Origin of the sequence: Candidatus Enterococcus huntleyi, from assembly GCF_009933175.1 — a bacterium.
Classification (GTDB): Bacteria; Bacillota; Bacilli; order Lactobacillales; family Enterococcaceae; genus Enterococcus_K; species Enterococcus_K huntleyi.
In genome coordinates this window covers 347,216-371,968 of sequence record NZ_MAEJ01000001.1, presented here as the reverse complement: position 1 = coordinate 371,968, position 24,753 = coordinate 347,216, and the positions used below count along the sequence as shown (strand labels likewise).

At 37.6% G+C, this 24,753-nt stretch carries 23 protein-coding genes and 1 other annotated feature; all 23 genes read right to left on the bottom strand.

The annotated features are described in order from the left end of the window. Nucleotides 1-2 precede the first annotated feature (2 nt). The 23 genes from BAU15_RS01550 to BAU15_RS01435 all read right to left on the bottom strand — a co-directional run bounded on the left by BAU15_RS01550 (nucleotide 3) and on the right by BAU15_RS01435 (nucleotide 24,692). The gene (locus BAU15_RS01550) at nucleotides 3-1,154 is read right to left on the bottom strand and encodes a YhfX family PLP-dependent enzyme (RefSeq protein ID WP_161840990.1); all 1,152 of its coding nucleotides are present in this window, start codon (nucleotides 1,152-1,154) and stop codon (nucleotides 3-5) included. A 12-nt stretch (nucleotides 1,155-1,166) separates the two neighbouring features. Continuing rightward, nucleotides 1,167-1,520: a PRD domain-containing protein gene (locus BAU15_RS01545; RefSeq protein WP_161840989.1), complete on the bottom strand. Its 354-nt coding sequence runs from the start codon at nucleotides 1,518-1,520 to the stop codon at nucleotides 1,167-1,169. A gap of 12 nt (nucleotides 1,521-1,532) precedes the next feature. Continuing rightward, nucleotides 1,533-2,456, bottom strand: a complete 924-nt coding sequence (gene yhfZ, locus BAU15_RS01540; protein ID WP_161840988.1) for a GntR family transcriptional regulator YhfZ — start codon at nucleotides 2,454-2,456, stop codon at nucleotides 1,533-1,535. Nucleotides 2,457-2,461: 5 nt separating this feature from the next. Beyond that, nucleotides 2,462-3,556, bottom strand: a complete 1,095-nt coding sequence (locus tag BAU15_RS01535) for an aminotransferase class V-fold PLP-dependent enzyme (RefSeq protein WP_161840987.1) — start codon at nucleotides 3,554-3,556, stop codon at nucleotides 2,462-2,464. A 2-nt stretch (nucleotides 3,557-3,558) separates the two neighbouring features. Then, on the bottom strand, nucleotides 3,559-4,446 hold the full coding sequence (locus tag BAU15_RS01530; protein WP_161840986.1) for a phosphotriesterase family protein: 888 nt from the start codon (nucleotides 4,444-4,446) through the stop codon (nucleotides 3,559-3,561). A 23-nt stretch (nucleotides 4,447-4,469) separates the two neighbouring features. Next, nucleotides 4,470-5,777, bottom strand: coding sequence for a YhfT family protein (locus tag BAU15_RS01525; RefSeq protein ID WP_161840985.1), 1,308 nt, complete (start codon nucleotides 5,775-5,777; stop codon nucleotides 4,470-4,472). A 4-nt stretch (nucleotides 5,778-5,781) separates the two neighbouring features. Beyond that, nucleotides 5,782-6,150 (bottom strand): DUF2620 domain-containing protein, encoded by a 369-nt coding sequence (locus tag BAU15_RS01520; protein ID WP_161840984.1) that lies wholly within the window; start codon nucleotides 6,148-6,150, stop codon nucleotides 5,782-5,784. Between the two features lie 200 nt (nucleotides 6,151-6,350). Next, nucleotides 6,351-6,710, bottom strand: a complete 360-nt coding sequence (locus BAU15_RS01515) for a hypothetical protein (RefSeq protein WP_161840983.1) — start codon at nucleotides 6,708-6,710, stop codon at nucleotides 6,351-6,353. Between the two features lie 29 nt (nucleotides 6,711-6,739). Then, nucleotides 6,740-7,732 carry a DUF4767 domain-containing protein gene (locus BAU15_RS01510; RefSeq protein ID WP_161840982.1) on the bottom strand — a complete coding sequence of 331 codons (993 nt, stop codon included), beginning with the start codon at nucleotides 7,730-7,732 and terminating at the stop codon, nucleotides 6,740-6,742. A gap of 571 nt (nucleotides 7,733-8,303) precedes the next feature. Further along, nucleotides 8,304-8,846, bottom strand: a complete 543-nt coding sequence (locus tag BAU15_RS01505; protein WP_161840981.1) for a hypothetical protein — start codon at nucleotides 8,844-8,846, stop codon at nucleotides 8,304-8,306. Between the two features lie 143 nt (nucleotides 8,847-8,989). Beyond that, entirely contained in the window at nucleotides 8,990-10,759 is a 1,770-nt protein-coding gene (locus BAU15_RS01500) for a UvrD-helicase domain-containing protein (RefSeq protein WP_161840980.1), read from the bottom strand. After that, the gene (locus tag BAU15_RS01495) at nucleotides 10,756-12,921 is read right to left on the bottom strand and encodes an ATP-dependent nuclease (RefSeq protein ID WP_161840979.1); all 2,166 of its coding nucleotides are present in this window, start codon (nucleotides 12,919-12,921) and stop codon (nucleotides 10,756-10,758) included. Before BAU15_RS01495 ends, BAU15_RS01500 begins: the two co-directional genes overlap by 4 nt. A 328-nt stretch (nucleotides 12,922-13,249) precedes the next feature. Beyond that, nucleotides 13,250-14,641 (bottom strand): Fe-S cluster assembly protein SufB, encoded by a 1,392-nt coding sequence (sufB, locus tag BAU15_RS01485; protein WP_161840978.1) that lies wholly within the window; start codon nucleotides 14,639-14,641, stop codon nucleotides 13,250-13,252. A 12-nt stretch (nucleotides 14,642-14,653) separates the two neighbouring features. Continuing rightward, entirely contained in the window at nucleotides 14,654-15,121 is a 468-nt protein-coding gene (sufU, locus tag BAU15_RS01480; RefSeq protein ID WP_161840977.1) for a Fe-S cluster assembly sulfur transfer protein SufU, read from the bottom strand. After that, nucleotides 15,108-16,340 (bottom strand): cysteine desulfurase, encoded by a 1,233-nt coding sequence (locus tag BAU15_RS01475; RefSeq protein WP_202622687.1) that lies wholly within the window; start codon nucleotides 16,338-16,340, stop codon nucleotides 15,108-15,110. Before BAU15_RS01475 ends, sufU begins: the two co-directional genes overlap by 14 nt. Beyond that, nucleotides 16,340-17,626 (bottom strand): Fe-S cluster assembly protein SufD, encoded by a 1,287-nt coding sequence (gene sufD / locus BAU15_RS01470; protein ID WP_161840976.1) that lies wholly within the window; start codon nucleotides 17,624-17,626, stop codon nucleotides 16,340-16,342. Before sufD ends, BAU15_RS01475 begins: the two co-directional genes overlap by 1 nt. 15 nt (nucleotides 17,627-17,641) lie before the next feature. Beyond that, nucleotides 17,642-18,415, bottom strand: coding sequence for a Fe-S cluster assembly ATPase SufC (gene sufC, locus BAU15_RS01465; protein ID WP_161840975.1), 774 nt, complete (start codon nucleotides 18,413-18,415; stop codon nucleotides 17,642-17,644). Nucleotides 18,416-19,681: 1,266 nt separating this feature from the next. Beyond that, nucleotides 19,682-20,530: a MetQ/NlpA family ABC transporter substrate-binding protein gene (locus BAU15_RS01460; RefSeq protein ID WP_161840974.1), complete on the bottom strand. Its 849-nt coding sequence runs from the start codon at nucleotides 20,528-20,530 to the stop codon at nucleotides 19,682-19,684. Nucleotides 20,531-20,554: 24 nt separating this feature from the next. Beyond that, complete coding sequence (locus BAU15_RS01455) at nucleotides 20,555-21,241, bottom strand: methionine ABC transporter permease (RefSeq protein WP_161840973.1); 687 nt, start codon at nucleotides 21,239-21,241, stop codon at nucleotides 20,555-20,557. Next, nucleotides 21,234-22,268, bottom strand: a complete 1,035-nt coding sequence (locus tag BAU15_RS01450; protein WP_161840972.1) for a methionine ABC transporter ATP-binding protein — start codon at nucleotides 22,266-22,268, stop codon at nucleotides 21,234-21,236. The genes BAU15_RS01455 and BAU15_RS01450 overlap by 8 nt, the downstream gene beginning before the upstream one ends. Before the next feature lie 101 nt (nucleotides 22,269-22,369). Next, nucleotides 22,370-22,620 (bottom strand) — a binding site (T-box leader). 160 nt (nucleotides 22,621-22,780) lie between these two features. Further along, nucleotides 22,781-23,119 (bottom strand): glycine cleavage system protein H, encoded by a 339-nt coding sequence (locus BAU15_RS01445; RefSeq protein ID WP_161840971.1) that lies wholly within the window; start codon nucleotides 23,117-23,119, stop codon nucleotides 22,781-22,783. Between the two features lies 1 nt (nucleotide 23,120). Further along, nucleotides 23,121-23,477: an arsenate reductase family protein gene (locus BAU15_RS01440; protein ID WP_161841275.1), complete on the bottom strand. Its 357-nt coding sequence runs from the start codon at nucleotides 23,475-23,477 to the stop codon at nucleotides 23,121-23,123. Between the two features lie 15 nt (nucleotides 23,478-23,492). Next, the gene (locus BAU15_RS01435; RefSeq protein WP_161840970.1) at nucleotides 23,493-24,692 is read right to left on the bottom strand and encodes an FtsW/RodA/SpoVE family cell cycle protein; all 1,200 of its coding nucleotides are present in this window, start codon (nucleotides 24,690-24,692) and stop codon (nucleotides 23,493-23,495) included. Between the last annotated feature and the right edge of the window lie 61 nt (nucleotides 24,693-24,753).

Below are 24,753 nucleotides of genomic sequence, written 5' to 3'. Positions count from 1 at the left end.
TGTTAAATCCTTCTTCCTCGACTATCAAAGATTCCCAGAATCTCTGGCTTTCCTTGACTAATTCCTTTTACAACAGCGACATCACTTCTAGTAACAAATATCTGTGTACGAAAGGCGGCAATAACTGTCTCTCCAACAGGATGCTCAGAGGGTGTAGAGAGATAATAATCAATACTTTCATCAGAAAAGTGCTCAACTTGATCTTCCACTTGCCCACTTACATCTCCTACTAATACTGAATTTAAATGGCCTCTACGATAATAGCCTCCACCATAAAAATAAGATTTCCCTTTAAAATTATGCGAAATTTCACTAACATAAAGCAACGCTGGCTTCTCTGGCTGTTTTTTATACGCATGTAACGGTGTGGTTCCAGTTAATGCATGACCAGGTTCTGCTTGTGTTCCACCAATTTGTTTAATGAACGGAATTGTTGCACTGCATGAAGCAGAGGGAACATTCAACTCTGAAACAGGAAAGCCTTCTTCACACAGAATTTTTTTTGCTGCTTCAATAGTTTTCACATTATTGGTTTGTTCTAAGGTTGTGTATCTATCATCAAATAAGAAGCATGGAAAAGAGGTAATTCCACTAAACTCGATTGCATCAAATCGATGAAATAGTTTGCTTTCTTCCGCCAGTCTCTTCAGCAAAAAGCCTCCAAACTGCCCTTCATATATCTGATCTTCATCATCTACTACTTTTAATAAAACTTTTTGTTTCATTCCATGTTTCTTTGCAATTATTTGAATTTTTTCTAGTTTTTCCAGTGAATAGACAGTCATATACTCTGTGCCATAAAGCATGATCTTTTCCAAAAGACTATCCGGAATTTGAACCAGATGGCCTACGTTGCATAACGGAATATGATTTTCCATCATGAGTAATGCTTCTTTAAAATCAACAACCACTGCTCCGCGATAGCCAATAGCCATCAACTCTTTTGCAATTAATGGATTTCTACCAATTTGCTTAAGCATAAAAAACAGATCAATTCCATCTTTTTTTGCACGCTCTAACATAACAGTTCCATTAGATACAATGGTATCTAGATCCAAAATATAGGTATCAGGAAGAATTTGTCCAGATTGGTGTAAATGAATCCCAGCATCGATTAATGCGGGATTCTCTTGTTTCATCATTGGTAGAAACAAATGAATTCCTCCTTAGTTCTCTTTACTCAAAATATTTATAATATGCATATAAACAAACCATAGCTCATCCACAGTAAATTCCGTAGTGGAGTATTGCGATAGTTCTTTCCACAATTCTTTTGATTGATCCAGTTTTTCGTCGTTTTGGATTTGTGAAAGAATCATTTCATCCATTCCTGTGACTGGTTCATTTCTTTTTTGTCGCGCATCTGCCATCGCTAAGTGTGTTAAGAACATATCAAGATGTGCTTCATTATCAATCACCTGTTTTTCCATTAAATACTTGCTTACGGATAAAACAAATTGCTTGGTTTCTTCTGTAATTACATCAGATTCTTTTAAAATATCTAACTTTTTTTCAATCATTTTGGACTTCCTTTAATAGTGAGGGATTATTTTACCTTCTAAAACATTTTTTTGAATAGACAAAATCGTTTCTTCGTCTATCACACTCATCAAGATTTTTTTTAACAATAAATTATCTTTATTCAACACGCAGACTGCGGTGCTTGATAAACTATCTTCTTTACTACCTTCGAGAAATTGGTAGTTTAAATGGTCTAATTTTCTATCTTTAATTTCATCATAATTCCAAATACCTACATCAATCATCCCTTGCTCTAGCGAATAAATCAGTTGGTGGCTCGGTACTTCAACGAATGTAACCTTTTTCCCAATCGTTGCATTTTCTGTTAATATTTGTTGATCATAAGAACTATGGTCAATGCCTACTCTCATACCATCCTCAATTTGTGCACTTTTTGAATTTGAAAAGATAATTACATGGTTAGATAGATAGCTTTGTGGACCAAATTCTTTGAAGATTTCTAAACTTTCTCCTGCATCTATGGCTTGCATCGCTGCCAGCTTTGAGACAATTGAAAAGTGCATCGTTTTCTCGCTAGTCAGCTCCATTCGTTCTTTTGAACCTCTTACATAAGCCATACTTAGAGGAATTTCTGCACGTTGAAACACTTCATACAAACCAGTAGCGAACCCTTCATACAACTTTGAATACGGTAAAGGCATCGTTCCTCGAATCGTTCCTTCAAGAACAATTTTTTGTAATCTTCCATAATCAATAGTTGTTAGAATCGTTCCATGGCGTCCTTGACTTAGGGTATGAATAATATTTTCGTCTTTAAGATAACTAAAGGCGTTCTGTACAGTTCCTCTAGACAGTCCATATTTCTTTTGTAAATCTGAAATTACAGGCAGTCTGCTCCCCTCTGACAGTAAAATTAAATCACACGCTAATTGTTGAATTGCTTTTCCCGTTTTATTCAGAAATTCCTCTTGCATTAGCTTTAACTCCTCTCGATTGCCTCTTTTATGATTCGGATAATTGTATCTGCACCGGCTCTCATCGGATTGATACGAATCATTGTTTTTACACTTTCCGGATTAGCAGCTCTAAATGTTCCTGATAATCGATAGAACATCGGTACAAATTCATATTTTGACTCAGCACCAACTGGATTGGGCGCTGCACCTAACTCTTCTGCCCGCACTAAGACTCTAGCAGCGATTGGTTGATCCAGTTCCACAATAATAACTTTTGATTGCGCATTTGCGATAAATGCCTGTTTTACACCTTGTACTTCTCCATTATTCAATCGTTCCTCAACTTCTGAAGAGACTTGTGATGAAACAGCTAAAGCAACAGGTGCATAAATAAGTCCCTGTAATACAGAAATTGCCTCAAATCCTTGGACTTGTAACCCACCTGAATAGTTTTCTTCACGTAAGTCACTAAGCAGATCAGCATCGCCGACAATACATCCTACACCTTCTGGTCCAAGCAATTTAAAAGTTGAAAAGCAAGATAAGTCAGCGCCACATTCTGTTCCAATCTTAGGAACCTTTAGTGCAGAATAATTATCGTCTGTAATTATTATAATCTCTTTTTTCATCGCTTTAATTTTTTGTATCACTGCTTCTGGATCATAAGAATCCGATGGTTTTTGGCGTGTAAATTGAACAATCGCTAATTTAACGTCCTGCTCATTGATTACTTGTGCAATAGAATCAAGATTATTGAAATCAGCGACCACTTTATTTAATCCTAACATATCCATTGATGTTTGAGTTGTGGGATAGACAGGAGCATCATGTACTAAGACTGTCTTTCCATATTTTTTACTTGCCGCATGTAACGATAAGCGAATAGCCATCGTACCTGCACCTCGAACAAGCATAGCTGCTTTAGCTGAGAAGAAATCTTTTAACACTTTTTCAACTTTATGTGTCGTTACAGGTTGATTTAATCCTTGAACCACACCTAAATCTCCTCGTGTAAGGATTTCTGAGCCTTTAAAATTTTGTGTGACACAATCGACTAATTGAAACTGTTTTTTCATCGCTTCTTCTAAACCTATTGTGTATAAGGGAAATGTTTCCATGCTTATTTCACTCCTTGTGTAAAGAACGTCATTGGATTATGAACAAGCATTTTTTCAATCGTTTCATTTGAAATCCCTGCTTCTTTCATCATAGGTACAAAGCTATCTAATAAATAAGAATAACCTATTCCCTCTTTAAATTTCATATTTGATTTTCTTGTAATATCCATTGATAAGAACACTTTGTCAGCCAAACCTCTTTTTTCAATTTCTTTTAGCATAGAGACACGTAACGCATCTGGTTGATAGTTTTCTTTTCCTATTGTATCAAATTCCACATAGACGCCTTGATCTAGCATCTTTAAGATATAATCAAGGTTACCACTTAAATCTACGTGTCCAATCACAACAGAGGATAAATTCACGTTATTTTCTTTAAAGAAAGCTACTTGTTCATGTCCGTTGGTTCCTAGTGTTGTATGTGTAGTAATTGGTACACCAGTCTGCTTATGTGCAATAACAGACGCTTCGAACACTTTCTTTTCATTGGCTGTCCAGCCATCTTTACTTGAACCAATTTCACCAATAATTTCTGCTTTAATTGTTGTATCAGCAATTCCAGTTTGAATTTCTTTTATCATCAATTTTGCAAGTTTTTCTACAGGCCACTCAGCAACAATTGGTGGTAAAAACTTTTCTGTATAGAAGCCAGTTGCCTGAATAATGTTGATCCCAGATGCTTCTGCCACTCGCTGAACATATAAAGGGTTTCTCTTCATATCTAAGTTCGTTACATCAACAATATTTCGAACACCCTTACTATAAAGCTCTTTAAATTCTGCCACAGTCTCTTCAAAACAGTTTAAATTTGTATCATCAATATTTTTTATTCTTGATAAGTCAATCGTCGTATGCTCATGCATATACGTAATTCCGTTTTTTAAACCCATTGTTTATCGTCTCCTACCATTCATTACATACCTGGTGGTGTCATTAAATTCAATAATACTAAAATATTAGAAATTACTCCCACTAACAATGCCCCAATTGGACCAATTGCAAGATTGACCATTTTCTTTTTGAATGTCTCATTTAACACGTACAGTCCTACAACAAATAGTCCGCCCCAAGCAGGTGCAATAGCAGTTGCTGCAATGACTCCTCCAACTAATAATGCAATTTCCAATACCTTCGTAATCGCTGTTCTAATATTATCCCCAGCATCTCTCATTCCTGGGAAACGATCGAGTAGTACAGAGAATTTCGTTAGTAATAATACTTCGATAGTCATCCAAATTCCTCCAGCTACAAAAGCTAAAAGCGGTTGTCCCATGCCAGCACAAACTGATCCAATAACAAACACCATTTTAATTCCAGCTGGTGAATACGTTCCTGTCGCAATTCCCGTGGTCACAACCAATGGAATAAATCCAACAACTCGTGCTAATTCAGTCAAAGCTGCTGAATTAAATTGACCTTCTTGGTATAATGGAGCAGAGAGTGCAGATTCTGTCACAAGTGTCAAAGATGCCGCCAAAGCTATCAATGCACCGGATAAAGCAAATAAGTACCAATATTTCTTGATTTGCTTCACTCGGTCTGCAAAGATATTTGCCAATTGTGCTTGAGAATCTGTTCTTTCTTTTTTATCGTTCATCGCATAACTAATCATGAAAATCATCCCTACAAGCAAGGCAATTGCATTAGCATTGATGACAATGGTATTCCCATTAGATAAGCTGATTGAACCAAATTGTGTAGTAAGAATTTGTGCAAGAATAGTTGCTGCAAAAGTAACACTACCTTTTTTCCATCCATATTGTAATGCCACAACCAACGCTGGAAATACAGCAAAGGCTATTAGAACTACTGATGATACTTGGCCCAAGCTATCTAAGAAATTGTATGGAAGAATTTCAAAAACTTTTTGGATAGTTCCTAGTCCCGCTCCCATTACTACACCGTATAATCCACCTGCTACTCCTGCAATCCAAATAGAAGATTTTTTATTGTCCGGTAAATAACTTCCTATAATGTCTGTTCCTAATAAAACCACGTGAATAATAATGACACTTGATGCGATTGATTGTGGAATGAAACCCACAATATAACCAATTCCAAAAGCTAATGCTGTCGTTCCTAACGCTGATTTTGTCACTCTGTTTTCCCGATACTCTAAAACAATAGGTCTTAGAGCATCGTTAAACACAGCAATTTTCGTATTCGCCATAATCGTTGTTACTGCACAAAGTACCGCCATTACTAATATATTTACCACCATTTATTTATTCCTCCTTCGCCTCAAGCTCTGCCATTATAGTTGAAATAATATAGTCCATATCTTGTGAAGTGAATCCAAACGCAATTTTACCATCCGCTACGCTCTGTTTAATTTCTTCTTCAGAAGAAGTTTTCCCAGGCATTCCTAAGGTCGCTGTCTTATCTCCACCAAGCATTGCAATTGCCATCGCTAGTGCGCCACCGCCACCAGTATTACAAGCACCAAAGTAGTAATCTGCTGCACCACTCTTCAAATCCATTGCTGCATCAATATCCGTTTTTACAGATATTTCATAGTTCCCCTTTCCATACTTTTGTAACAGCTCTTCAATCTTTGCTTTTTCGATCTGTCCACCTACTACAATTTTCTTCATGTTAAAACCCACCTTTGTACAAAATTTTGTATATTAACACCAGAAATATATATACATTTTTTTGTATTTATATTTCTGAACAAATTATACTACGTTATCTATTTTTTGTAAACGTTTTTCTCATCCTATTTTTTCGCCTGTTTCTACTTAAAAATACGTTTCTATAAAACATAATCTCATGTGAGTCGAAATTGCTGGAATCAAATCTCCTCTATAACAAGTTCCACTTCTCCACCATCATCTTCAGCGTAGACTCTTTTTCCTACTAAAGAAGCAATCGCTTCAATCGTATCCAGACTTTCAAAATTATCGTCGTTGCCGTCTTCAATCTCAACTTCCATACAGTTGTCCTCTTCAACAACATGACTTGTACAATTCAAATAATATCTATCTAAAATATCTTCTAAAGGGTATTGCGAGTTTTCATTAGCCTCAAGCTCAAAGCTTAATGTAATAACATACCTATTATTTTTCAAGTCTTTATAAATCCCATTTTCTAAAGCCTCATAGTCCTGTTCATCTTGATATTTATCTAAAATTACTGCTTCAATGTTCTTCATTTTCCGCCTCCGCTAAATGCTATTGATTTCTATTCACCATACGTAATCAGGCCATCCTTCGCCGTTATCAACATCTCGCCATCTCCGCCTCTACTCCAAATACTTACCGGCTTTCCACCTGTATGCAGGCTCACTTCCTTAGCTGCTTCAAGAAAATCATTATAATACTCTTCGTTTCCATTCCCTGAAATAAAAAGTTGTAAATTTTGGACAGTGGCTGACATCGCTGGGATAAAATTAATTATTTCACCATCATCCTCTATCGAACAGCCCATCCATCGAGCTTTCCCTTGAATGAAGTCACTAGTATCCAGATCCTTATAATCAATTGTTCCCAAATAAACCTGCGTTTGGTTTTCTGAAGTCTTTTTAACCTCAGCAAAATTCTTCGCCCCTGTTACAATCTCAGCAAAGCCCGTTTTGAGCTCATTGTTTTCCGTTTCTCTAAAGTATAAATAGTTGTGCTCATTCCCTTGATTCTGCGTTGTCACATATACTTTTGGAGTTCCTGCTTGAATGGTAAAAAAGTAGACATGCTTCTCTAAATAAGGCTGAGTATCCGCATCAGAAAAAACAGCAACTAGATTAACACCTGCCTGCTCGCCATCATACGACCACACTAGATCAGTCGGTACCTCATCAAGAGCTGCTCGCCACCCATCTTTATTCGTTAGAATTGTTCGCGGAAGCGTAAGACCATATAAATCAACATTACTGTCAGGCGTATATTCTCGGTACGTCTGTTTCATCGTCTTACCCCAATTAACCACAAACTCATTGAGCGCCTTAGCCTTCTCCTGATTCCATAAAGACTCTTCAACCTCAACTTTTGGCGTCTCACTACTAGCTGATGTATCTTCGCTTCTGTCACTAGATGTCGCCACTTCTTTTTCTGAGCTTTCTGTAGTTACAGCTTGCTTACTTTCAGCAGTTGAAGATTCCTGTGTATCCTTTTCTTTTGAACTACAACCTACAAGTAAGAAGCTACTCATCGCCAATAAAATAATCGCTCTTCTCTTCATCATCTTCTCCTTAAAATTCTTATAATTTCAGGACAGCTATTTAGTTTTTATTATATCAAGTTGAACGTATGACATACAATCAATTTCAAATTACATTTACAAATCAACTTATATGAGCGTTTTAAATTTAGATATAATAAATATTAAAAGAGCGCAAGATATGCACTATCCTACGCTCTTAAGTGTAGTCCTATTATCTTTTCAGATATCAAACCTACACCGCTCTTTGTTACCAAAAGACTAATATGTAATTCAGCCCGTGTATAGTAAGTAGTTATCTCGTGGTTATTATGCAGTGTACGCACACAGAGTCAGTCGTAGCTCTAGTAATAGCGAATTAAACCTTCTTCTTTATCCCACCAAAAATAGCTGATTCCAATAGCACTGAGTGAAGATAAGTCGTCTTCCAAGCTCTTGTTTGAGCAAATCCTGAATATGAACGTGCTAACAAGAGAAGAAGTAGATAACTTATTCCCCTATTTTAAACGGATTATTCAAGAATTTGTAATATAATCAACCGCTCTTTCTAAACCAAACATTAAAACACGCCTTTATACAGAAAACTATTTAATTAATTATTATCAAGGCCTCTTCTCTTTCGTATTAATCCCTCTGACGTCCAGATTAACTTGTTAGTAAGATTTTTTTGGTTAAGTCTTATTCTAATTGTAATTTCATCAGGCTTCCAGGAAGAATCGTAATAACCAAAACTATCAAATTCAGCATTTAAATCAAATTCTAAATTGATCTTTTTATCTTCATATTCCTTTTGAAACTTGTTTCTTATAAGTTTATCCAGTTCTTTATGATATAATTCACCTTCATGAAACAACTTACATCTAAGTAGATAAATAAATTCACCATCTAATTTATCTATATTTCGCATATTGTCCCATTTATCATCATCATAATTAGGTACTTCATATTTAAATATAAACTCATCGTACCACTTAATATAGTATTTTTTCTCGCCTTGCTTCCTTTTATATTCAATTTGACTACAAATATCTGGTAACGATAGCGCACAAAAAAATGCTGCAGAATAAGCTTCTTTACTCACCGCATCTTTAACAATATTAATAATTTCTTTTAATGAAGCTTCTTTGTTATCCATTTAATTTCACCTCATTAGATTTTTACATAACAAAACATGATCTATTTAAAATTCAAAATTAATTCGTGGAAAACTAATTGACAATAAATTTTTAAAAATGATAAGTCGAGTCACTCTTACGCTAAAAAATCTGATTTCCCGACTTATATAATTTCGACATTCTTCAAAATATCTGTCGGCCTTTTCTCGGGGAACCAATTATTTTGTCTTCCTCTTTCGGAAAATAAATACACTCTTTTTTTTGCTCTTGATATAGTAACATATAGTAATTTACGTGCTTCTTTTTCGGGATTCTTTGATTTAAAGTGTGGGACAATATCTTGAAGAAATCCAAAAGCGATTACTACTTCATACTCCTCCCCTTTAACTTTATGAATTGTTGAAATGTTTATACCTGATTTTTCTTTATATATGTTTCTAAAATCATTAATATCAGTACTTAATTCTAATCTTTTATTATTGATTCTAGCGATAGCCTTTGCAAAAAAGTCTTCATAAGCTTGATATAAATCCGGGTAAAGCGCCCTTTCTATTTCTAAAAAGTCAAATAAGCACATTATTTTTTGTCGCAAAAAAGTTAATCCATTTTTTTCTATTGATTTAGCAGAATTTAAGATGTCCAAAAGATCTAAGGACTTAAATTTTGGAGATAAGGTTACAGCAAAGTCATTTTTCAGAATATGAATAATCTCATTTGCAATAGTTTTTCTTAATCGTATTCTTTCGCCAATGGGAGTAAATACCAAAAAACTAATTTTGTAAAATAAATTTAAATTATCTGGCTTTATTGGATAAACATCTTGAGATTGAAAATGCAGATTAGGTAATTCCTTTTTCAAGTCTTTTGCGATTGGAGTTAGTATAAATTGATTTGGGGCAATAACACATATTTCATTTTCACTAACTCCAGCGTTTATTAAATCCTGAATAATCTCTGCAATTCGAGAAGAAAGATTATCTTTATGAGTCTCTTTATCATATTCTATAACTCCAGCATCCTCACTATAACTAGATAGACTTTTTATTTTATAATTTTCAGATTGGAAATGGGAGTATAAGTCTACAATTCTTTGCGTAGATCTATAACAACCGTTTAACTTTTTACTTAAAAATTCTAAGCCTGTAATTTTTTCAATCTCTTTTTTGTTCTTCACCACACCTCCCAAAGAGGTAAATATCGCTTGATCCGAGTCTCCAACGAACATAAATTTTATAGATTTATCTGTTTTTGCAAGCTGTCCTAAAATTTGATATTGAAATTCATTCGTATCTTGATATTCATCTACAAAAATTGATCTAATATTGTTTGAGATTATTTGTGTTGAAATAGGATTTTCTTCAAGTATTTTTAAAGCTAACATCAATATCAAATCGAAATCTATTTCATTAGTTTGCTTAAGTTTTCTATGATAATCAATCACTATCTTTCTTTTACGATCATCTTCTTCATAATATTTACCCGAAGTGCTTACCATCAAATTCGGATGTTCATACGGATTATATTCTATGCCATAATTCTCATATATTTCCTTAAGATATTTACTTGTAACATACTCATCAATTATCTTAATCCCTCGAGAAGTTCGTTTTAAGTTCAATCCAAATTTTCTAATAATGAAATCTAGACAAAACTGATGTATTGTACCTACCCAAATATGACTTTCATTCAAATTAAGCTTGTCAAGTCTTGTATTAATCTCATTTGCAGCTCTATTTGTATAAGTTATTGCAACAATTTTTTTCAGTGATTCTGGATAAAGATTGCTCATATAAGCGATTTTTCTCGTCAAAGTCCGTGTTTTCCCACTTCCAGGACAAGCTGTTACAAATAGATTATTTTCACAGTCAAGCACCACTTCTTTTTGACATATAGAAAGAGTGTCTAAAACTCTTTCCGTAAATCTATCTCTCATTTAAACATCTCCATTTTTTTCCATTTTTTTATAAATGAAATCAAGCAAGGATAATCATTTTTATAATTATGATTGCCTAAAAAATCCTCAATCTCTATCTCTTCAGCAGTATTATGAACTATCATCTTTTTAACTACTTTTTCGCTTACTGATTCGGAAGAAACAAAAGCTATAGCATCAATTATATATTCAGGTAAAACATATTTTTCTTCAGACTTTGCTATAATTTGTGCAACTATAGTTGCTAGCCATCCTTTACCAGTATTTTCAGCAAGACTCAACACAGCATTACATTTAACTTGATCACTAGTTGCTACAAGCTCTTCTTCAAAAAATATATCATTGCTATAAGACAATTTATTTTCCCATTTAGTAATCGTGCTTTCTTGCTCATATATTTGACTTGGAACATTACTAAATATTTCATCATTTACTTTAGCAAGCTCAATTTCAAAAGTAGAGCCAGCATAAAATGCCTTAACCCATTCATTACTTTGGAATAATTTATCAAGTTTCACTTTTCGTTCTTTACCTTTTTTCGCTGCACCTTTTTTATAAAGTTTATTGCTTATAAGTTTTTTCTCGGAAGTTCCATCTTTTTGTCGTTCATCTATTATTATTTCCATTGGAACCATTTGTTCATCCATATCTGTAATCACCGCGCATTTTCTATTTATACGCTCATTCGAAAATAATGATGCAATATACTCAAAAGCTGTACTACCAACATTTATAAGCCCGATACCAATTTCATCTAAAGAAACTCCAAGTGAATTTTTAACAAGGTTCGGAATCAATATTTCTTCAGCATCGCCCTCAACCAATATTACCCCTTTAGAAAATAGAAGAGTACTGCGTTTTGCATCCAAATACCTCTCAATTGATTTTGAAAGACTGATTTTAGTATTTAAAAAGTCTTCCCCAAATGAATCTAAGTTTTTACTAGGATTCATAGCTACTGAAAAACCATTAAAAGATTTTACTATATTCATTCTCGATATTTCAGAACTTTCAGCTATGTTAGGAGAATGGGTTGTCATAATAACCTGAGTAGATTTATCCTTGATTCCCAAATTTTGAAAAAGCGTTCGTTGAATATGATGGTGAATATGAGCTTCTGGTTCCTCGATTAGCATAATATTCAATACCTCTCGAAAGCTACATTTATTATACTCTACAATTTTTAAAGCTATAAAAATCATATTTAAATGCCCCAACCCTAGTGAATTCATATCTTCTTCACCTTGAGGTCTTAGCTTAAGAAATCGAGATAAAGATGTGAGATCGTCAGATATATTTGAAGAAAGAGATAAATCTGGTGAATAAACTAGCCCCAAAATATCTACTAATTTATTATTTATATCACTTTTAATATCTCCAATTCCCTCAATATCGGTAATAGATTCATTTAAATCTTTTATCTTATTCTTAACATCTTCGAATTCAGAATCAGAAATTTTATCTTCTATTTCCTCTACAATTCTTTTTATAGGATTTGATGTAGAGCTTACTGTTCTCAATACGTCACGTAGCGCATCAATAAAAACTACTGAAATATGCTCATTAATATCTTTTATATCTACCCTACTACCAATATATTGATCATTTTCCTGTTTTTCCTTAGGATCAGGGGCTGTAAAATTTTCAAAATCTCCTACTACTTCTTTATACACGATTGGATCAGTAAAGTCTGTAGTCATTTTCCCGCGATAAATAAACTCATAATCTGATAAGCGTATAGAATTTCTAACATCTTCGAACTCAAATATATTTTCTGATGCATCATAAAGTTCTTGTCTTTTTCTTACATTTGGGCGAATAATTAAGCAAGCATTCCCCTTAGATAAACTAGCATTTGAAATTTCTTCTCTAAGAGTTGCGATAACTTCTTTATCACTTTCTTCATCTGAAATATTTTCAAATTCAGCAGAAATGATAATCCAATGGCCTCTAAAATTGCCTAAGCTTTTATTGAAATCGCTTTCCTTCAAGCTTTTTGTAGAATAGTAGAAACTATCATCTAATAACATCCGAATTGCAGTCAACGCGTTTGATTTACCTGAATCATTTTCTCCAATAATGGTATTCGCTCCACCAAAAAAATTGAAGGTTGTAGAACTATAATTTCTAAAATTCACAATTTGTACATTTGATAAATTCATCATATTATCTCCATCTTCATTCTAATTTAATATCTATTATACAATTTTACACATTCTTTTGATATTAAAGATTAAAGATTTTCTTGCTGATTCAAAGTGGGGCACTTCATATGAATTCATATTTAACTCATTATAAATGTAAACGGAAACTACAATGAATATCTATGCCCATGTTACACCTCAATCTGTTAAGAAAACTGGAGATAAATTAGCGACATTTATGGGCGAATAATCCCTAGCGTAGCCAAAAACGTAGCCAATCTACAAAATAAAAAAGAAAAAAGCTCGAAACGCTTTAATATCAACGTTTCGAGCATATATTAAAAAGTTAGCCAACTGATCCTTCCATCTCATAGCTGATCAATCGATTCAATTCAACTGCATATTCCATCGGCAGTTCCTTAGTAAATGGTTCGACAAAGCCCATGACGATCATTTCAGTGGCTTCGCTTTCGGATAGGCCACGGCTCATTAGGTAGTAGAGCTGTTCTTCTGAGATTTTTGAGACTTTTGCTTCGTGCTCTAGTGAGACTTGGCTGTTATGGATTTCGTTGAATGGAATCGTGTCTGATTTCGAACGATCATCCATAATAATCGTGTCACATTCAATATGCGAGATCGAGCCAGCGCTGTCTTTGCCGAAGGTTACTTGCCCGCGGTAGTTGACTTCGCCGCCATCTTTGGCGATTGATTTTGAGACGATTGAACTTGAAGTGTTAGGTGCATTATGAATCATTTTTGCCCCAGTATCTTGAATTTGGTTTTCACCAGCGAAGGCGATTGAGAGCATCGTGCCACGCGCGCCTTTGCCATCAAGATAAACACTTGGGTATTTCATGGTTGTTTTCGCGCCCAGGTTGCCGTCAATCCATTCGATAGTTGCACCTTCGTACGCTTTCGCGCGTTTCGTTACTAGATTGTAGACATTGTCTGACCAGTTTTGAATGGTCGTATAACGGCAGTAGCCATCTTTGCGGGTGAAAATTTCAACAATCGCCGCATGCAGACTATTACTTGTATAAGTTGGCGCCGTACAGCCCTCCACATAGTGAATGCTGGCTCCTTCATCAACAATAATCAGCGTCCGTTCAAATTGGCCCGTGTTTTCCGCGTTGATCCGGAAGTAAGTTTGTAATGGCACATCAACCTGCACGCCTTTTGGTACATAAATAAAGGTTCCACCTGACCAAACAGCTGAGTTCAAAGCAGCCAATTTGTTATCGGTTGGTGGCACTAATTTTGAGAAGTATTCCTTAAATAGCTCAGGGTATTCTTTCAACGCTGAGTCGGTATCGGTAAAGACGATGCCTAATTTTTGAAATTCTTCCTTCATATTGTGGTAGACCACTTCTGATTCATATTGGGCAGAGGCGCCGGCTAGATACGCACGTTCCGCTTCTGGAATCCCGATTCGTTCAAAGGTTTCTTTAATTTTATCTGGCACATCATCCCAGTCACGTTCGGCACGGTCGCTGGCTTTTTGATAGTATTTAATCGCATCAAAATCGATGTCAGATAAGTCTGGTCCCCATGATTGCATCGGCATTTTATTGAATGTTTCTAATGATTTCAAACGGAAATCTAACATCCATTCTGGTTCTTCTTTGACACGTGAGATTTCACGAACGACTTCTTCAGTTAATCCTTTTCCTGTACTAAAGACCGGCTTCACATCATCATGAAAGCCAAATTTATATTCTTCTAACTCAGGTACTCCCACGTTCTCACGCTCCTATTCTTTATGATATTGATGGGCAACTGACTTGCCAGATTCATCGGTTATCGCTTGTTCTAAGGCTTTCCAAGCCAAGGTTGCACACTTAATTCGCGCCGGAAATTTGGCTACGCCACTCAGCATCGCCGCATCGCCTAAACTGTCCTCATCCTTGACTTCCTTGCCTTGGACTAATTCAGAAAAATTATGAATCAAGTCTTCCGCTTCTGCCACGGTTTTACCCATCACAGCATCGGTCATCATCGAGGCACTCGCCGTACTAATCGAGCAGCCACTGCCATCAAATGCGATCGCTTTGATCACGTCATCTTCTAATGAAAGCTCTAATTGAATCACATCGCCACAGGTCGGATTATTCATCTCAATCGTCTGTGTCGATTCGGCCAACGTCCCATGATGATGGGGATGGCTCGAATGATCCAAAATAACTTGCCGATATAAATTATCTAATTTAGATAGCGCCATGTTTGAAAAACTCCTTTGTAGCTAAGATAGCTTCGACTAAACGGTCGGCATCTGCGATCGTATTGTATAGATAAAAACTTGCTCGGGCCGTCGACGAAACCTTCAGATAATTCAGTAAAGGCTGCGCGCAATGGTGACCCGCTCGGACCGCGACGCCTTCCATATCCAAGGCTGTCGCCACATCATGCGGATGTAATCCATCCAAATTAAAGGCGATTACGCCCGTATGTGATTCTGCAGCTTGAGGACCGTAGACCGTCAAGCCGTCGATTGCTTGTAATTTTGGTAACACATAAGCCACTAATTCGGCTTCATGTTGATGAATATTTTCTAGCCCAATCTCGTTCAGGTAATCAATCGCACTACCCAAGGCAATCGCGCCGGCAATATTCGGGGTGCCCGCTTCAAATTTCCACGGCAATTCTTTCCACGTGCTCTCTTGCAGATGCACGAAATCAATCATTTCGCCGCCGAATTCCACCGGTTCCATCTGCTCAAGCCATTCTCGTTTGCCATAGAGTACGCCAATCCCAGTCGGACCACACATTTTATGTCCGCTAAAGGCATAAAAATCCGCATCCAACGCTTGCACATCCACCGGCATATGAGGGACAGCTTGCGCACCATCCACCACCATAATTGCTTGGTGACTATGAGCCAATGCTGCCAATTCCTCGATCGGATTAATAACACCCAAGACATTTGAGACATGCGCAATTGAAACAATCGCCGTTTGATCGGTAATCTGCTTCTTAGCATCCTCCATATCCAAAAATCCGTCTTCAGTCACGCGAATATATTTTAAGACTGCGCCCTTTTGTTGCGCCAATTGTTGCCAAGGAATGATGTTTGAATGATGCTCCATGTGGGAAATCACAATCTCATCGCCGGCTTTCACAAAGGCATCACCAAAGCTCTTCGCCACCCAATTTAGACTCGTCGTCGTGCCTCTCGTGAAGAGCACCTCCGCCGTTTCTTTGGCATGGATAAAGTCACGAACCTTTTCCCGCGCCGCTTCGTAATCTTTCGTCGCGCGCTCAGCCAAGGTATGCACACCTCGGTGAACATTGGCATTGTTCATTTCATAATAGTGATTCAGCGTCGCCAAGACTTGCTTGGGCTTTTGCGTCGTCGCCGCATTGTCCAAATAAATCAGTGGCTCATCATTGACCTCCTGAAAGAGAATCGGGAAATCCTGACGAAGTTTTTCTGCATTCATCAGGCGTTCAACTTCCCTTCAATCACTTCAATAAATTCTGCTTGCACCGCTTTGACGGGAATCGCTGTAATCACTGAACCTAAGAAGCCACGGATAACCAAACGTTCCGCATCCTCTTTACGTAACCCACGACTCATTAAATAGTACATTTCTTCCGGATCCACACGTCCAACACTGGCCGCATGTCCCGCAGTTACTTCATTTTCATCAATTAACAAGATTGGATTGGCATCGCCACGCGCTTTATCAGAAAGCATCAAGACACGACTTTCCTGTTGCGCATCCGCCCCTTTTGAGCCTTTAAGAATGTGACCAATCCCATTAAATGTTAGGACGCCACGTTCACGAATAACCCCGTGCTGTAAGATATGTCCTACCGTATGCGGTGCTTTATTAGTGACACGTGTATCAATTCCTTGCGTCTGTTTGCCCGCACTAATTGCGACAATCTTGACTTCAGAATGCGCGCCTTCACCAACTAGATCAGAATCAAAGTCAGCCACGACATCGCCATCATTCATCACGCCCAACGCCCAATCAACCGACGCATCACGCATAATATAACCGCGACGATTCATATAAGAAGTAATATTTTCACCCAGCTGATCGATGGCTGAATATTTCACCTTCGCGCCAGCTTTCGCAATCACTTCAATCACGATATTTCCAGAAACTTTCTTCGCTGTCGCGCCCTCTGTCTGGAAGCGTTCCAAGTAACTAAATTGGCTATGCTCATCCGCAACAATCAAGACATGCTTGAAGAACTGTTGATTACTCGTGCCGTCTTGAATAAAGATTGACTCAATCGGTTGCTCAATCACAACATTTTTCGGTACATATAAGAAGACACCACTGTTCATAAACGCCGCATGAAACGCCGTCAACTGGTCCTCATCCATCAAGACCGCTTTACTCATATAATATTCCTTCACTAACTCTGAATGCTCTTGTAAAGCCGTAAAGATATCAGTGAAAATAACGCCTTGTTCAATCAACTCCTGCGGTAATTGTTCAAAAGAAGTCGCCGTTCCCTGTTGAACCAAGACTGGATTATCCTTCATTTCATCAAAAGCCACTACCCCGATTGATTCCGGAATTGACTCCTCTGTCGAGACATTAAATAATGGCCAACGATTAAATTTTACTCGCTCAATCTTAGGCAAATCTAATTCATCTGCCTTCGCTAAAGCTTGCTGGCGTAAAGTCGTCATCCATTCAGGCTCGCCGTTCATTGCGGAAAAAGCGCTGATTTTTTCAAGATACTCAGTCCATACTTTCTTTGCCATTGACCTTGCCCTCCTTTACGCTTCTTCTTCTTTATAGTCGATCCCTAACTCTTGACTAATGCCCGCATAGCCTTCCGCTTCCAAACGTTTCGCCAATTCTGCATCGCCTGTTAAAACAACCCGACCTTCCATCATGATATGAACCACGTCAGGTGTAATGTAATTTAATAATCGTTGGTAATGAGTAATGATTAATGAGCCAAAATTGTCCCCGCGCATTTCATTCACGCCTTTAGAAACTACCTTCAACGCATCGATATCTAGCCCTGAGTCAATCTCATCTAAAATCGCAAATGTCGGTTCCAACATCAACAATTGTAAGATTTCATTGCGTTTCTTTTCCCCACCAGAAAAGCCTTCATTCAAATAACGTTCAGCCATTTCTTCTGGCATATTTAATAAAGCCATTTTTTTATCTAATTTTTTCAAGAATTCCATGACAGACATTTTGTTGTCTTCATCGCGCTTCGCATTAATCGCCGCACGCATGAACTCTGCATTGGTAATTCCAGGAATTTCACTTGGGTATTGCATCGCTAAAAATAGGCCTAAGCGGGCACGTTCGTCCACTTCTAACTCTAAAATATTTTGGCCATCCAGCAAGATCTCGCCTTCAGTCACTTCATAATTAGGATTGCCCATAATCGCTGCCGATAATGTTGATTTACCAGTTCCATTTGGTCCCATGATGGCATGAATTTCGCCTGTTTTCATTGTTAAGTTTACGCCCTTAAGGATTTCTTTTTCCTCAATTGAAACGTGTAAGTTTTTAATTTCTAAGACTGACATGCAATTCCCTCCAGATTCTTTTAACGTTCTCATTCATTTTAGACTAATTGAGAATGAATCGCAATATTCTTGTCGGAGAATATTCGATTTATGTAGCGATTGTTCTGACTTTTTAATGGTTATCGAGTAGTTCAAGCGCTCTCTTTCTATAATAATTATTATAAAGCAATTAATTTACACTAGAGCCACAAGCTTTCTTGATTTTTCATTGGAAGTCAGGTATTTATTATTCATTTAATAAAATTTTCTTAAATACCTCAATCAGTCAAAATCAATGTCCTGCTCTATTGTACGCCAATTCTTAAAATTTCAGAAGTCTCACGTCTTCGGCAGCAAAATGTTCTTTCTCACAATTCTATTTTCGATTTCAGCTAAGTTACCAATCTTGCTTACAAAGTTTTCAAGTAGTAAATGCCTGTTTTTGTTACTATCCCTCATTCGCACACTTTTTAGCTGGAAAAGTGGGGGAAAAAGATGATTTTGACAGAGAAACCTTATCGTCAAGGGATTCTTGGAATTTAACACTCGACTGAAAATCTCGAAAACAGTGCGAATAGGCACTAGTGGACAATCTCTGGTTTTTAGCTAATAAATAATGGATAGAACTAGATACAGCTGTATTTTCAGGTTACTTTTCCTAAAAAATCCTCCATAGAATCCTGGATACATAGGATTCTCTATCCCTCAGTAATTTTAAATCAAAAATTCAATAAGTAGTCACTGTCTATTTTTTTGTCACTAACCCTCATTCGCACACTTTTTAACTGGGAAAGTAGGGTGAAAAAGATGATTTTGACAGAGCAACCTTATGATTAAAGGATTCTTGAGATTTAACACTCAACTAAAAATATCGAAAACAGTGCGAATAGACACTAGTGGACAATATCTGGTTTTTAACGACCAATCTAGCTAATCTATAATAAAAATAGTGAAGAGTGATGTTCTTTGTTGAACTGCTTGCGACCAGACTGCGAACTTTTTAATAGAAGGAAAATCGGATGCGAAGCTTGTGCTCCGTAGCATAATGTAAAAAAACAAGACCATGATTATACTCAGTGTCTTGTTCTTTTGGTATTTTGTTCTCGATATCTTATTCGTTTCGTTAGTGCTTTACCTCCTGCAACTGAACTAGCTTGTGCAAGAGATGGACGGCATTCCGGGAGTAGCTCCTTCGGACATAAGTCAAAATCCCCAAAAAATTATAGAGCAATTTTTGGGGATTTCGTCTTATGTCTCGGAGCTTTCGCTCCCTACACGACCTTTGTTTTATTTATCCACAGGTTTAACAGATCCGCCCCATTTGTCTACGATCCAGCTTTGGACTTCTGGTTCGTGTAAGGCTGCGATTAATTTTTTGATTGCGTCTTTGTCTTTGTCTTCTGTGCGTGTTGCTAAGATGTTTACGTATGGTGAGTCGTCGCCTTCTAGTAATAATGCGTCTTCTAGTGGGTTCAATTCAATTCCGTAAGCGAAGTTTGCGTTGATTGCGACTAAATCGCCTTCTTCGTTGTTGTACGTTGTTGCTAATAATTCTGGTGCGATTGTGTTTTCGAATTTCAAGTTTTTAGGATTTTCTGCAATATCATCGAATGTTGCTGTTTCCAAATCGACACCGTCTTTAACTTTAACTAACTCAGCGGCTTGTAAAATGCTGATTACGCGGCCCCAGTCTGAGACTGAGCTTGAAACGATGACTGTTGCGCCATCTTTTAAGTCTTTAATATCTTTGATTTTCTTAGAATATAAACCCATTGGCTCTAAGTGAACAGCGCCGATGTTGGCGAAGTCATAGCCATTGTCTTCGATTGCTTTGTTGAAGAATGGTAAATGTTGGAAGTAGTTGGCATCAATATCGCCATCAGATAAAGCTTTGTTTGGTAACACATAATCATCAAATGGCACGATTTCTAACTCAATGCCTTCTTTTTCTAAAATTGGTTTCACTTGTTCTAGAATTTCGCCGTGTGGTGAAGGTGACGCGCCGACTTTTAAGACAGTTTTCTCAGCGTCTTTATCTGAACCTGAGCTGGCTGTGTCTGACTTGCCATTTCCACAAGCTGTTAATCCTACTGCTACTAATAATACTGCTGCAAATCCAAAAATTTTCTTTTTCATAATCCTTTTCCCCCTCATTTTTTCCTATCGTTTATCTGTTCGTTTGGTTAAGGCATCGCCAATTCCTTGTACGACAAACACTATCAGCAAAATAATGACCGTTGCAACTAGTGTCACCGTATAATTTCCTCGTTGAAAGCCTTCTTGCCACGCAAGGGCTCCTAAACCACCTGCGCCAATTGCCCCCGCCATTGCTGTAAAACCAATCATTGAGATCGTCGTCACAGTAATGCCTGAGATTAAAGCTGGTACACTTTCTGGTAACAACACTTTATAGACAGTTTCCAAATAACTCGCACCCATTGCATCCGCCGCTTCCAGAACACCTGGGCTGACTTCTCGTAAAGCAATCTCAACAAGTCGCGCGTAGAATGGGGCAGCTGTCAGCACCAATGCGGGTATCCCGGCTTTCGCCCCCATCATTGAGCCAACCAACATTTTTGTAAATGGGATGATTAAAACCATCAATATCATAAACGGTGTTGACCGGAAAATGTTACTTATAATAGAAACTAATCCATAAATAATTCTGGCATACGGCTTATTATTTCTGCCAATCGTATACAAAGCTAAGCCTAAAATCAGTCCAATGACAAAGACCAGTACCATCGAAATGATTGTCATGTATAACGTATCAATAATTGCCTTTTGCATGGTTTCAGGATTAACCTGACTAAAATTTAGGTATTGTTCAGAAAAACTCTTATCCATGTGTTAGCACCTCCACGCCGACTTCTTTCGAATGAAAGAATGCAATTGCTTGTTCAATTTCTCTAGGCTCTCCAGTAAGTAGCACCGTCAACGAACCTAATGTACTGCCATTTGCCTGTTGGACCGTGCCATACACTACATTAATATCCACTTGATAAGCACGAATCGCTTGTGAAATCACCGGTTCATTGGCATTATTTTCTCTAAAGGAAAGCGTCACGATTTGACCTTCCGGATTCTCTTTAATGAAGCTCGCCAGCATTTCCTCTTTGTCATCTTCCGGCTGCAATTCTTGTTGGACAAACCGCTTAGTGACTGCCTGTTTCGGATGACGGAAAACTTCTACCACATCGCCCTCTTCAACGATATTTCCTAACTCCATAACCGCCACCTTGTTACAAATTTTGCGGATGACATTCATTTCATGAGTGATCAGGACAATCGTCAAATTCAACTTCTTATTAATATCTAACAGTAAATCCAAAACTTCTTCTGTCGTTTGCGGATCCAGTGCGCTTGTCGCTTCATCGCATAATAGGATTTCTGGCTCATTCGCCAACGCGCGCGCAATCCCGACCCGTTGTTTTTGGCCCCCAGATAACTGTGAAGGATAAGCATCGCCGCGTCCTTTTAAGCCAACTAATTCAAGTAAATCCTCAGCCCGTTTTCTTTGGTCAGCCTTACTGACTCCTGCCAATTCTAACGGTAGCTTGATATTGTCAATTACTGTGCGTGACCATAATAAATTAAAATGTTGGAAAATCATGCCAATTTTCTTACGGAAGTTACGCAATTCTTTATTTTTTAATGTCGTAATATCTTGTCCTTTAACCATTACCGTCCCTGATGTCGGTAATTCTAAGCCATTCAATAAACGGACCAAGGTACTTTTCCCAGCGCCAGAATAGCCGACGATGCCGTAAATATCCCCTTGCTCCACCGCAAGATTCACATCATTTACTGCTTTAATCGCGCCATTTTTCCCCGAAAACTCCTTTTTGACATGGGTTAATTCGATCAATGCCATTTTTATTCGTTCCTCTCTGTCTGTACTCAACAATTATTTCTCTCTCACTTGCTCTTTAACCGCAAAAAAAACTTCCGTCCCACTCTACGCATCTTCTGCGTAAAAAGGACGAAAGTTCAACTTTCGTGTGACCACCTTGATTCGTTATTATCTCACAACAATAACCTCATTCAGTACTTGAATCTAAATTCGCATACTGCTGCGCTTTAACGGGCGCGCCCGTAACAAGTTCACTTTCGCTCACTCATTCTGCTCAAAGACCATCTTCCATCTCATTCTCGTTACCCATTCTCAGCAATCTGGGCTCTCTTCAAACGTTCGTGACATGTACTCTTCTTTTCAAAGCTTTGGTGTATTGCTGAAATTATAACAACACTTTTAATAACTGTCAAATCTTTTTTTAACATAACGTCATCATTTGATTGCCGGTGGGCCAACGTCTGTCTAGCCAGCCGCTCCTTCAAAACTTACTGAGAGCGACCACAGCTATAAATTTTCTCTTTTGAAACTTTTTATAAGTTGTCGAATTCTGCTGGATCTACCTCTTTGAAGCTAGCAAGCCACGCAACCATCTCGTCCTCATCATTTAAGACATTGATATCTGCATCGACTTTCTCATTCACAGAAGAAATCACGCCAGTCAAAGGACTTGAAAATTCATTGACTGCTTTTTCTGCTTCCACTTCAACAAATGAATCCCCTTGTTTAAAACTTTGGCCAACTTTTGGCAACGAAACAAAGGTAATGGTTCCCAACTCTTCTTGTGCATCCTTCGTCAATCCCACGCAATACTCTTTTCCGTTAAATAAAATCCATAAGTTGTCTTTTCGTTTTAAATGTACTCCTGCCATTTTAGCTGGTCGCTCCTTCATAATCTATTTCCTTAAAACCAATCGCCACTACTTGCCCATCCTTGACTAGGACCGGCCGTTTAATTAGCATACCATCTGTAGCTAAGACTTGACTGGCTTTCTCTACTGTAAAACTTTCTATCTGATCTTTCAAGCCTAACTCACGATATTTTTGACCACTCGTGTTAAAAAAGCGTCGAATCGGCAAGTCACTCTGTGCCATCCAGCCAGCAATCACTTCTGGCTTTGGCGGAGTCGTAATCATATCAATAGCTTCAAACGAGACATCATGCGCCTCTAGCCATCTTTTCGCCTTTTTACAGGTCGAACATTTTGGATACTCATATACAGTATAAATACCTTTTCCTCCTCATTACCCTCGTCTTCTAATTGAAAGACTCATCTCTTTTGCCTTTTGATAACGCATTGACAAAATAAGACCAATCCCAATCATATTCCCTAAGATCGCTGATCCCCCTTGACTAATAAAAGGTAACGGGATCCCGGTCAACGGTAGCAAGCCAATATTGGCACCAATATTTTCAAACACGTGGAACAAAATCATCATAATAATCCCTGTTGCAATGTACGCATAAAATTCATTATTCGTATCAAAGCAGACACGAATCATTCGATACATCAAAATAAAATAGAGCAAAATTACAAACGCGCCACCGACAAAGCCAAAGTTTTCACCAATTACCGTAAAAATCATATCCGACTCTCGAACAGGCACATAAATATCACTCACGTTGTAGCCTTTACCAAACATACCGCCAGAACCAATCGCCAATAAACCTTGCGCCGGCTGATAAGAAGTATCCGCAGCATCGTGGAATGGATCTAGCCAAATATCAATTCGTGCAAACTGATACGCCTTAAAAATACCTAAATCACTCAGGAACGCTCGCCCAGTATCTGTAGTAACCAGATAAATGGTCCCACCACCGACTACAGCAGCGAAGATTATGACCGGCACAATAATGCGCCAAGAGATACCCGACATTAAAAAGACGCCACCAAAAATAGCTAAGAAAACCAACATCGTCCCGAAATCCTTTTGAAGTAATACCAAGGCAATGACCGGAATCGTGACCGCCAGCATCTTCAAAATCAAGAAGCCATCTGTTTTTAATGTCCGCTCGCGCGTCTTCGCATTGTGCTGGGTGACGACTAAAGCCAACATCAACACAAAGGCAATCTTCATCAATTCTGACGGTTGAAAACTAAATGATCCATAACGGAACCAGTTTTTTGAGCCTGTCAGAGCATCCATCTCTTTATCATAAAATTTCAGTAAAGCCAGCATAACTGCTAAGCCCAGCCCATAGATTAGCGGCGTTAATTTCCAAATCCATTTTAAACGCATGTGCATGATAACAATAATGACAGCCGTTCCTAGCCCATACCATACACACTGTTTGACCATTTCACTGACAATATTTTTGGATTGCTCATCATGCGTTAGCGCCACATAGAGAGACAATAACCCAATTAAACAAAGTAAAAATACTGGCAAAATTACGCCATAATCTATTTTATTATCTAACGAATTCGTCTTTTTATTTTCCATTATTCATCCCTTTTCTACAAAAAACGTACTGGCTTATATTATAGTCGTCTCCGCCCATAAA

Excerpts from the sequence above, each read along its gene's own strand:
- BAU15_RS01545 (WP_161840989.1), bottom strand. The coding sequence starts at position 1,520 with ATGATTGAAAAAAAGTTAGATATTTTAAAAGAATCTGATGTAATTACA.
- yhfZ (WP_161840988.1), bottom strand. The coding sequence starts at position 2,456 with ATGCAAGAGGAATTTCTGAATAAAACGGGAAAAGCAATTCAACAATTA.
- BAU15_RS01535 (WP_161840987.1), bottom strand. The coding sequence starts at position 3,556 with ATGGAAACATTTCCCTTATACACAATAGGTTTAGAAGAAGCGATGAAA.
- BAU15_RS01530 (WP_161840986.1), bottom strand. The coding sequence starts at position 4,446 with ATGGGTTTAAAAAACGGAATTACGTATATGCATGAGCATACGACGATT.
- BAU15_RS01525 (WP_161840985.1), bottom strand. The coding sequence starts at position 5,777 with ATGGTGGTAAATATATTAGTAATGGCGGTACTTTGTGCAGTAACAACG.
- BAU15_RS01520 (WP_161840984.1), bottom strand. The coding sequence starts at position 6,150 with ATGAAGAAAATTGTAGTAGGTGGACAGATCGAAAAAGCAAAGATTGAA.
- BAU15_RS01515 (WP_161840983.1), bottom strand. The coding sequence starts at position 6,710 with ATGAAGAACATTGAAGCAGTAATTTTAGATAAATATCAAGATGAACAG.
- BAU15_RS01510 (WP_161840982.1), bottom strand. The coding sequence starts at position 7,732 with ATGAAGAGAAGAGCGATTATTTTATTGGCGATGAGTAGCTTCTTACTT.
- BAU15_RS01505 (WP_161840981.1), bottom strand. The coding sequence starts at position 8,846 with ATGGATAACAAAGAAGCTTCATTAAAAGAAATTATTAATATTGTTAAA.
- BAU15_RS01500 (WP_161840980.1), bottom strand. The coding sequence starts at position 10,759 with ATGAGAGATAGATTTACGGAAAGAGTTTTAGACACTCTTTCTATATGT.
- BAU15_RS01495 (WP_161840979.1), bottom strand. The coding sequence starts at position 12,921 with ATGAATTTATCAAATGTACAAATTGTGAATTTTAGAAATTATAGTTCT.
- sufU (WP_161840977.1), bottom strand. The coding sequence starts at position 15,121 with ATGGCGCTATCTAAATTAGATAATTTATATCGGCAAGTTATTTTGGAT.
- BAU15_RS01475 (WP_202622687.1), bottom strand. The coding sequence starts at position 16,340 with ATGAATGCAGAAAAACTTCGTCAGGATTTCCCGATTCTCTTTCAGGAG.
- sufD (WP_161840976.1), bottom strand. The coding sequence starts at position 17,626 with ATGGCAAAGAAAGTATGGACTGAGTATCTTGAAAAAATCAGCGCTTTT.
- sufC (WP_161840975.1), bottom strand. The coding sequence starts at position 18,415 with ATGTCAGTCTTAGAAATTAAAAACTTACACGTTTCAATTGAGGAAAAA.
- BAU15_RS01460 (WP_161840974.1), bottom strand. The coding sequence starts at position 20,530 with ATGAAAAAGAAAATTTTTGGATTTGCAGCAGTATTATTAGTAGCAGTA.
- BAU15_RS01455 (WP_161840973.1), bottom strand. The coding sequence starts at position 21,241 with ATGGATAAGAGTTTTTCTGAACAATACCTAAATTTTAGTCAGGTTAAT.
- BAU15_RS01450 (WP_161840972.1), bottom strand. The coding sequence starts at position 22,268 with ATGGCATTGATCGAATTAACCCATGTCAAAAAGGAGTTTTCGGGGAAA.
- BAU15_RS01445 (WP_161840971.1), bottom strand. The coding sequence starts at position 23,119 with ATGGCAGGAGTACATTTAAAACGAAAAGACAACTTATGGATTTTATTT.
- BAU15_RS01435 (WP_161840970.1), bottom strand. The coding sequence starts at position 24,692 with ATGGAAAATAAAAAGACGAATTCGTTAGATAATAAAATAGATTATGGC.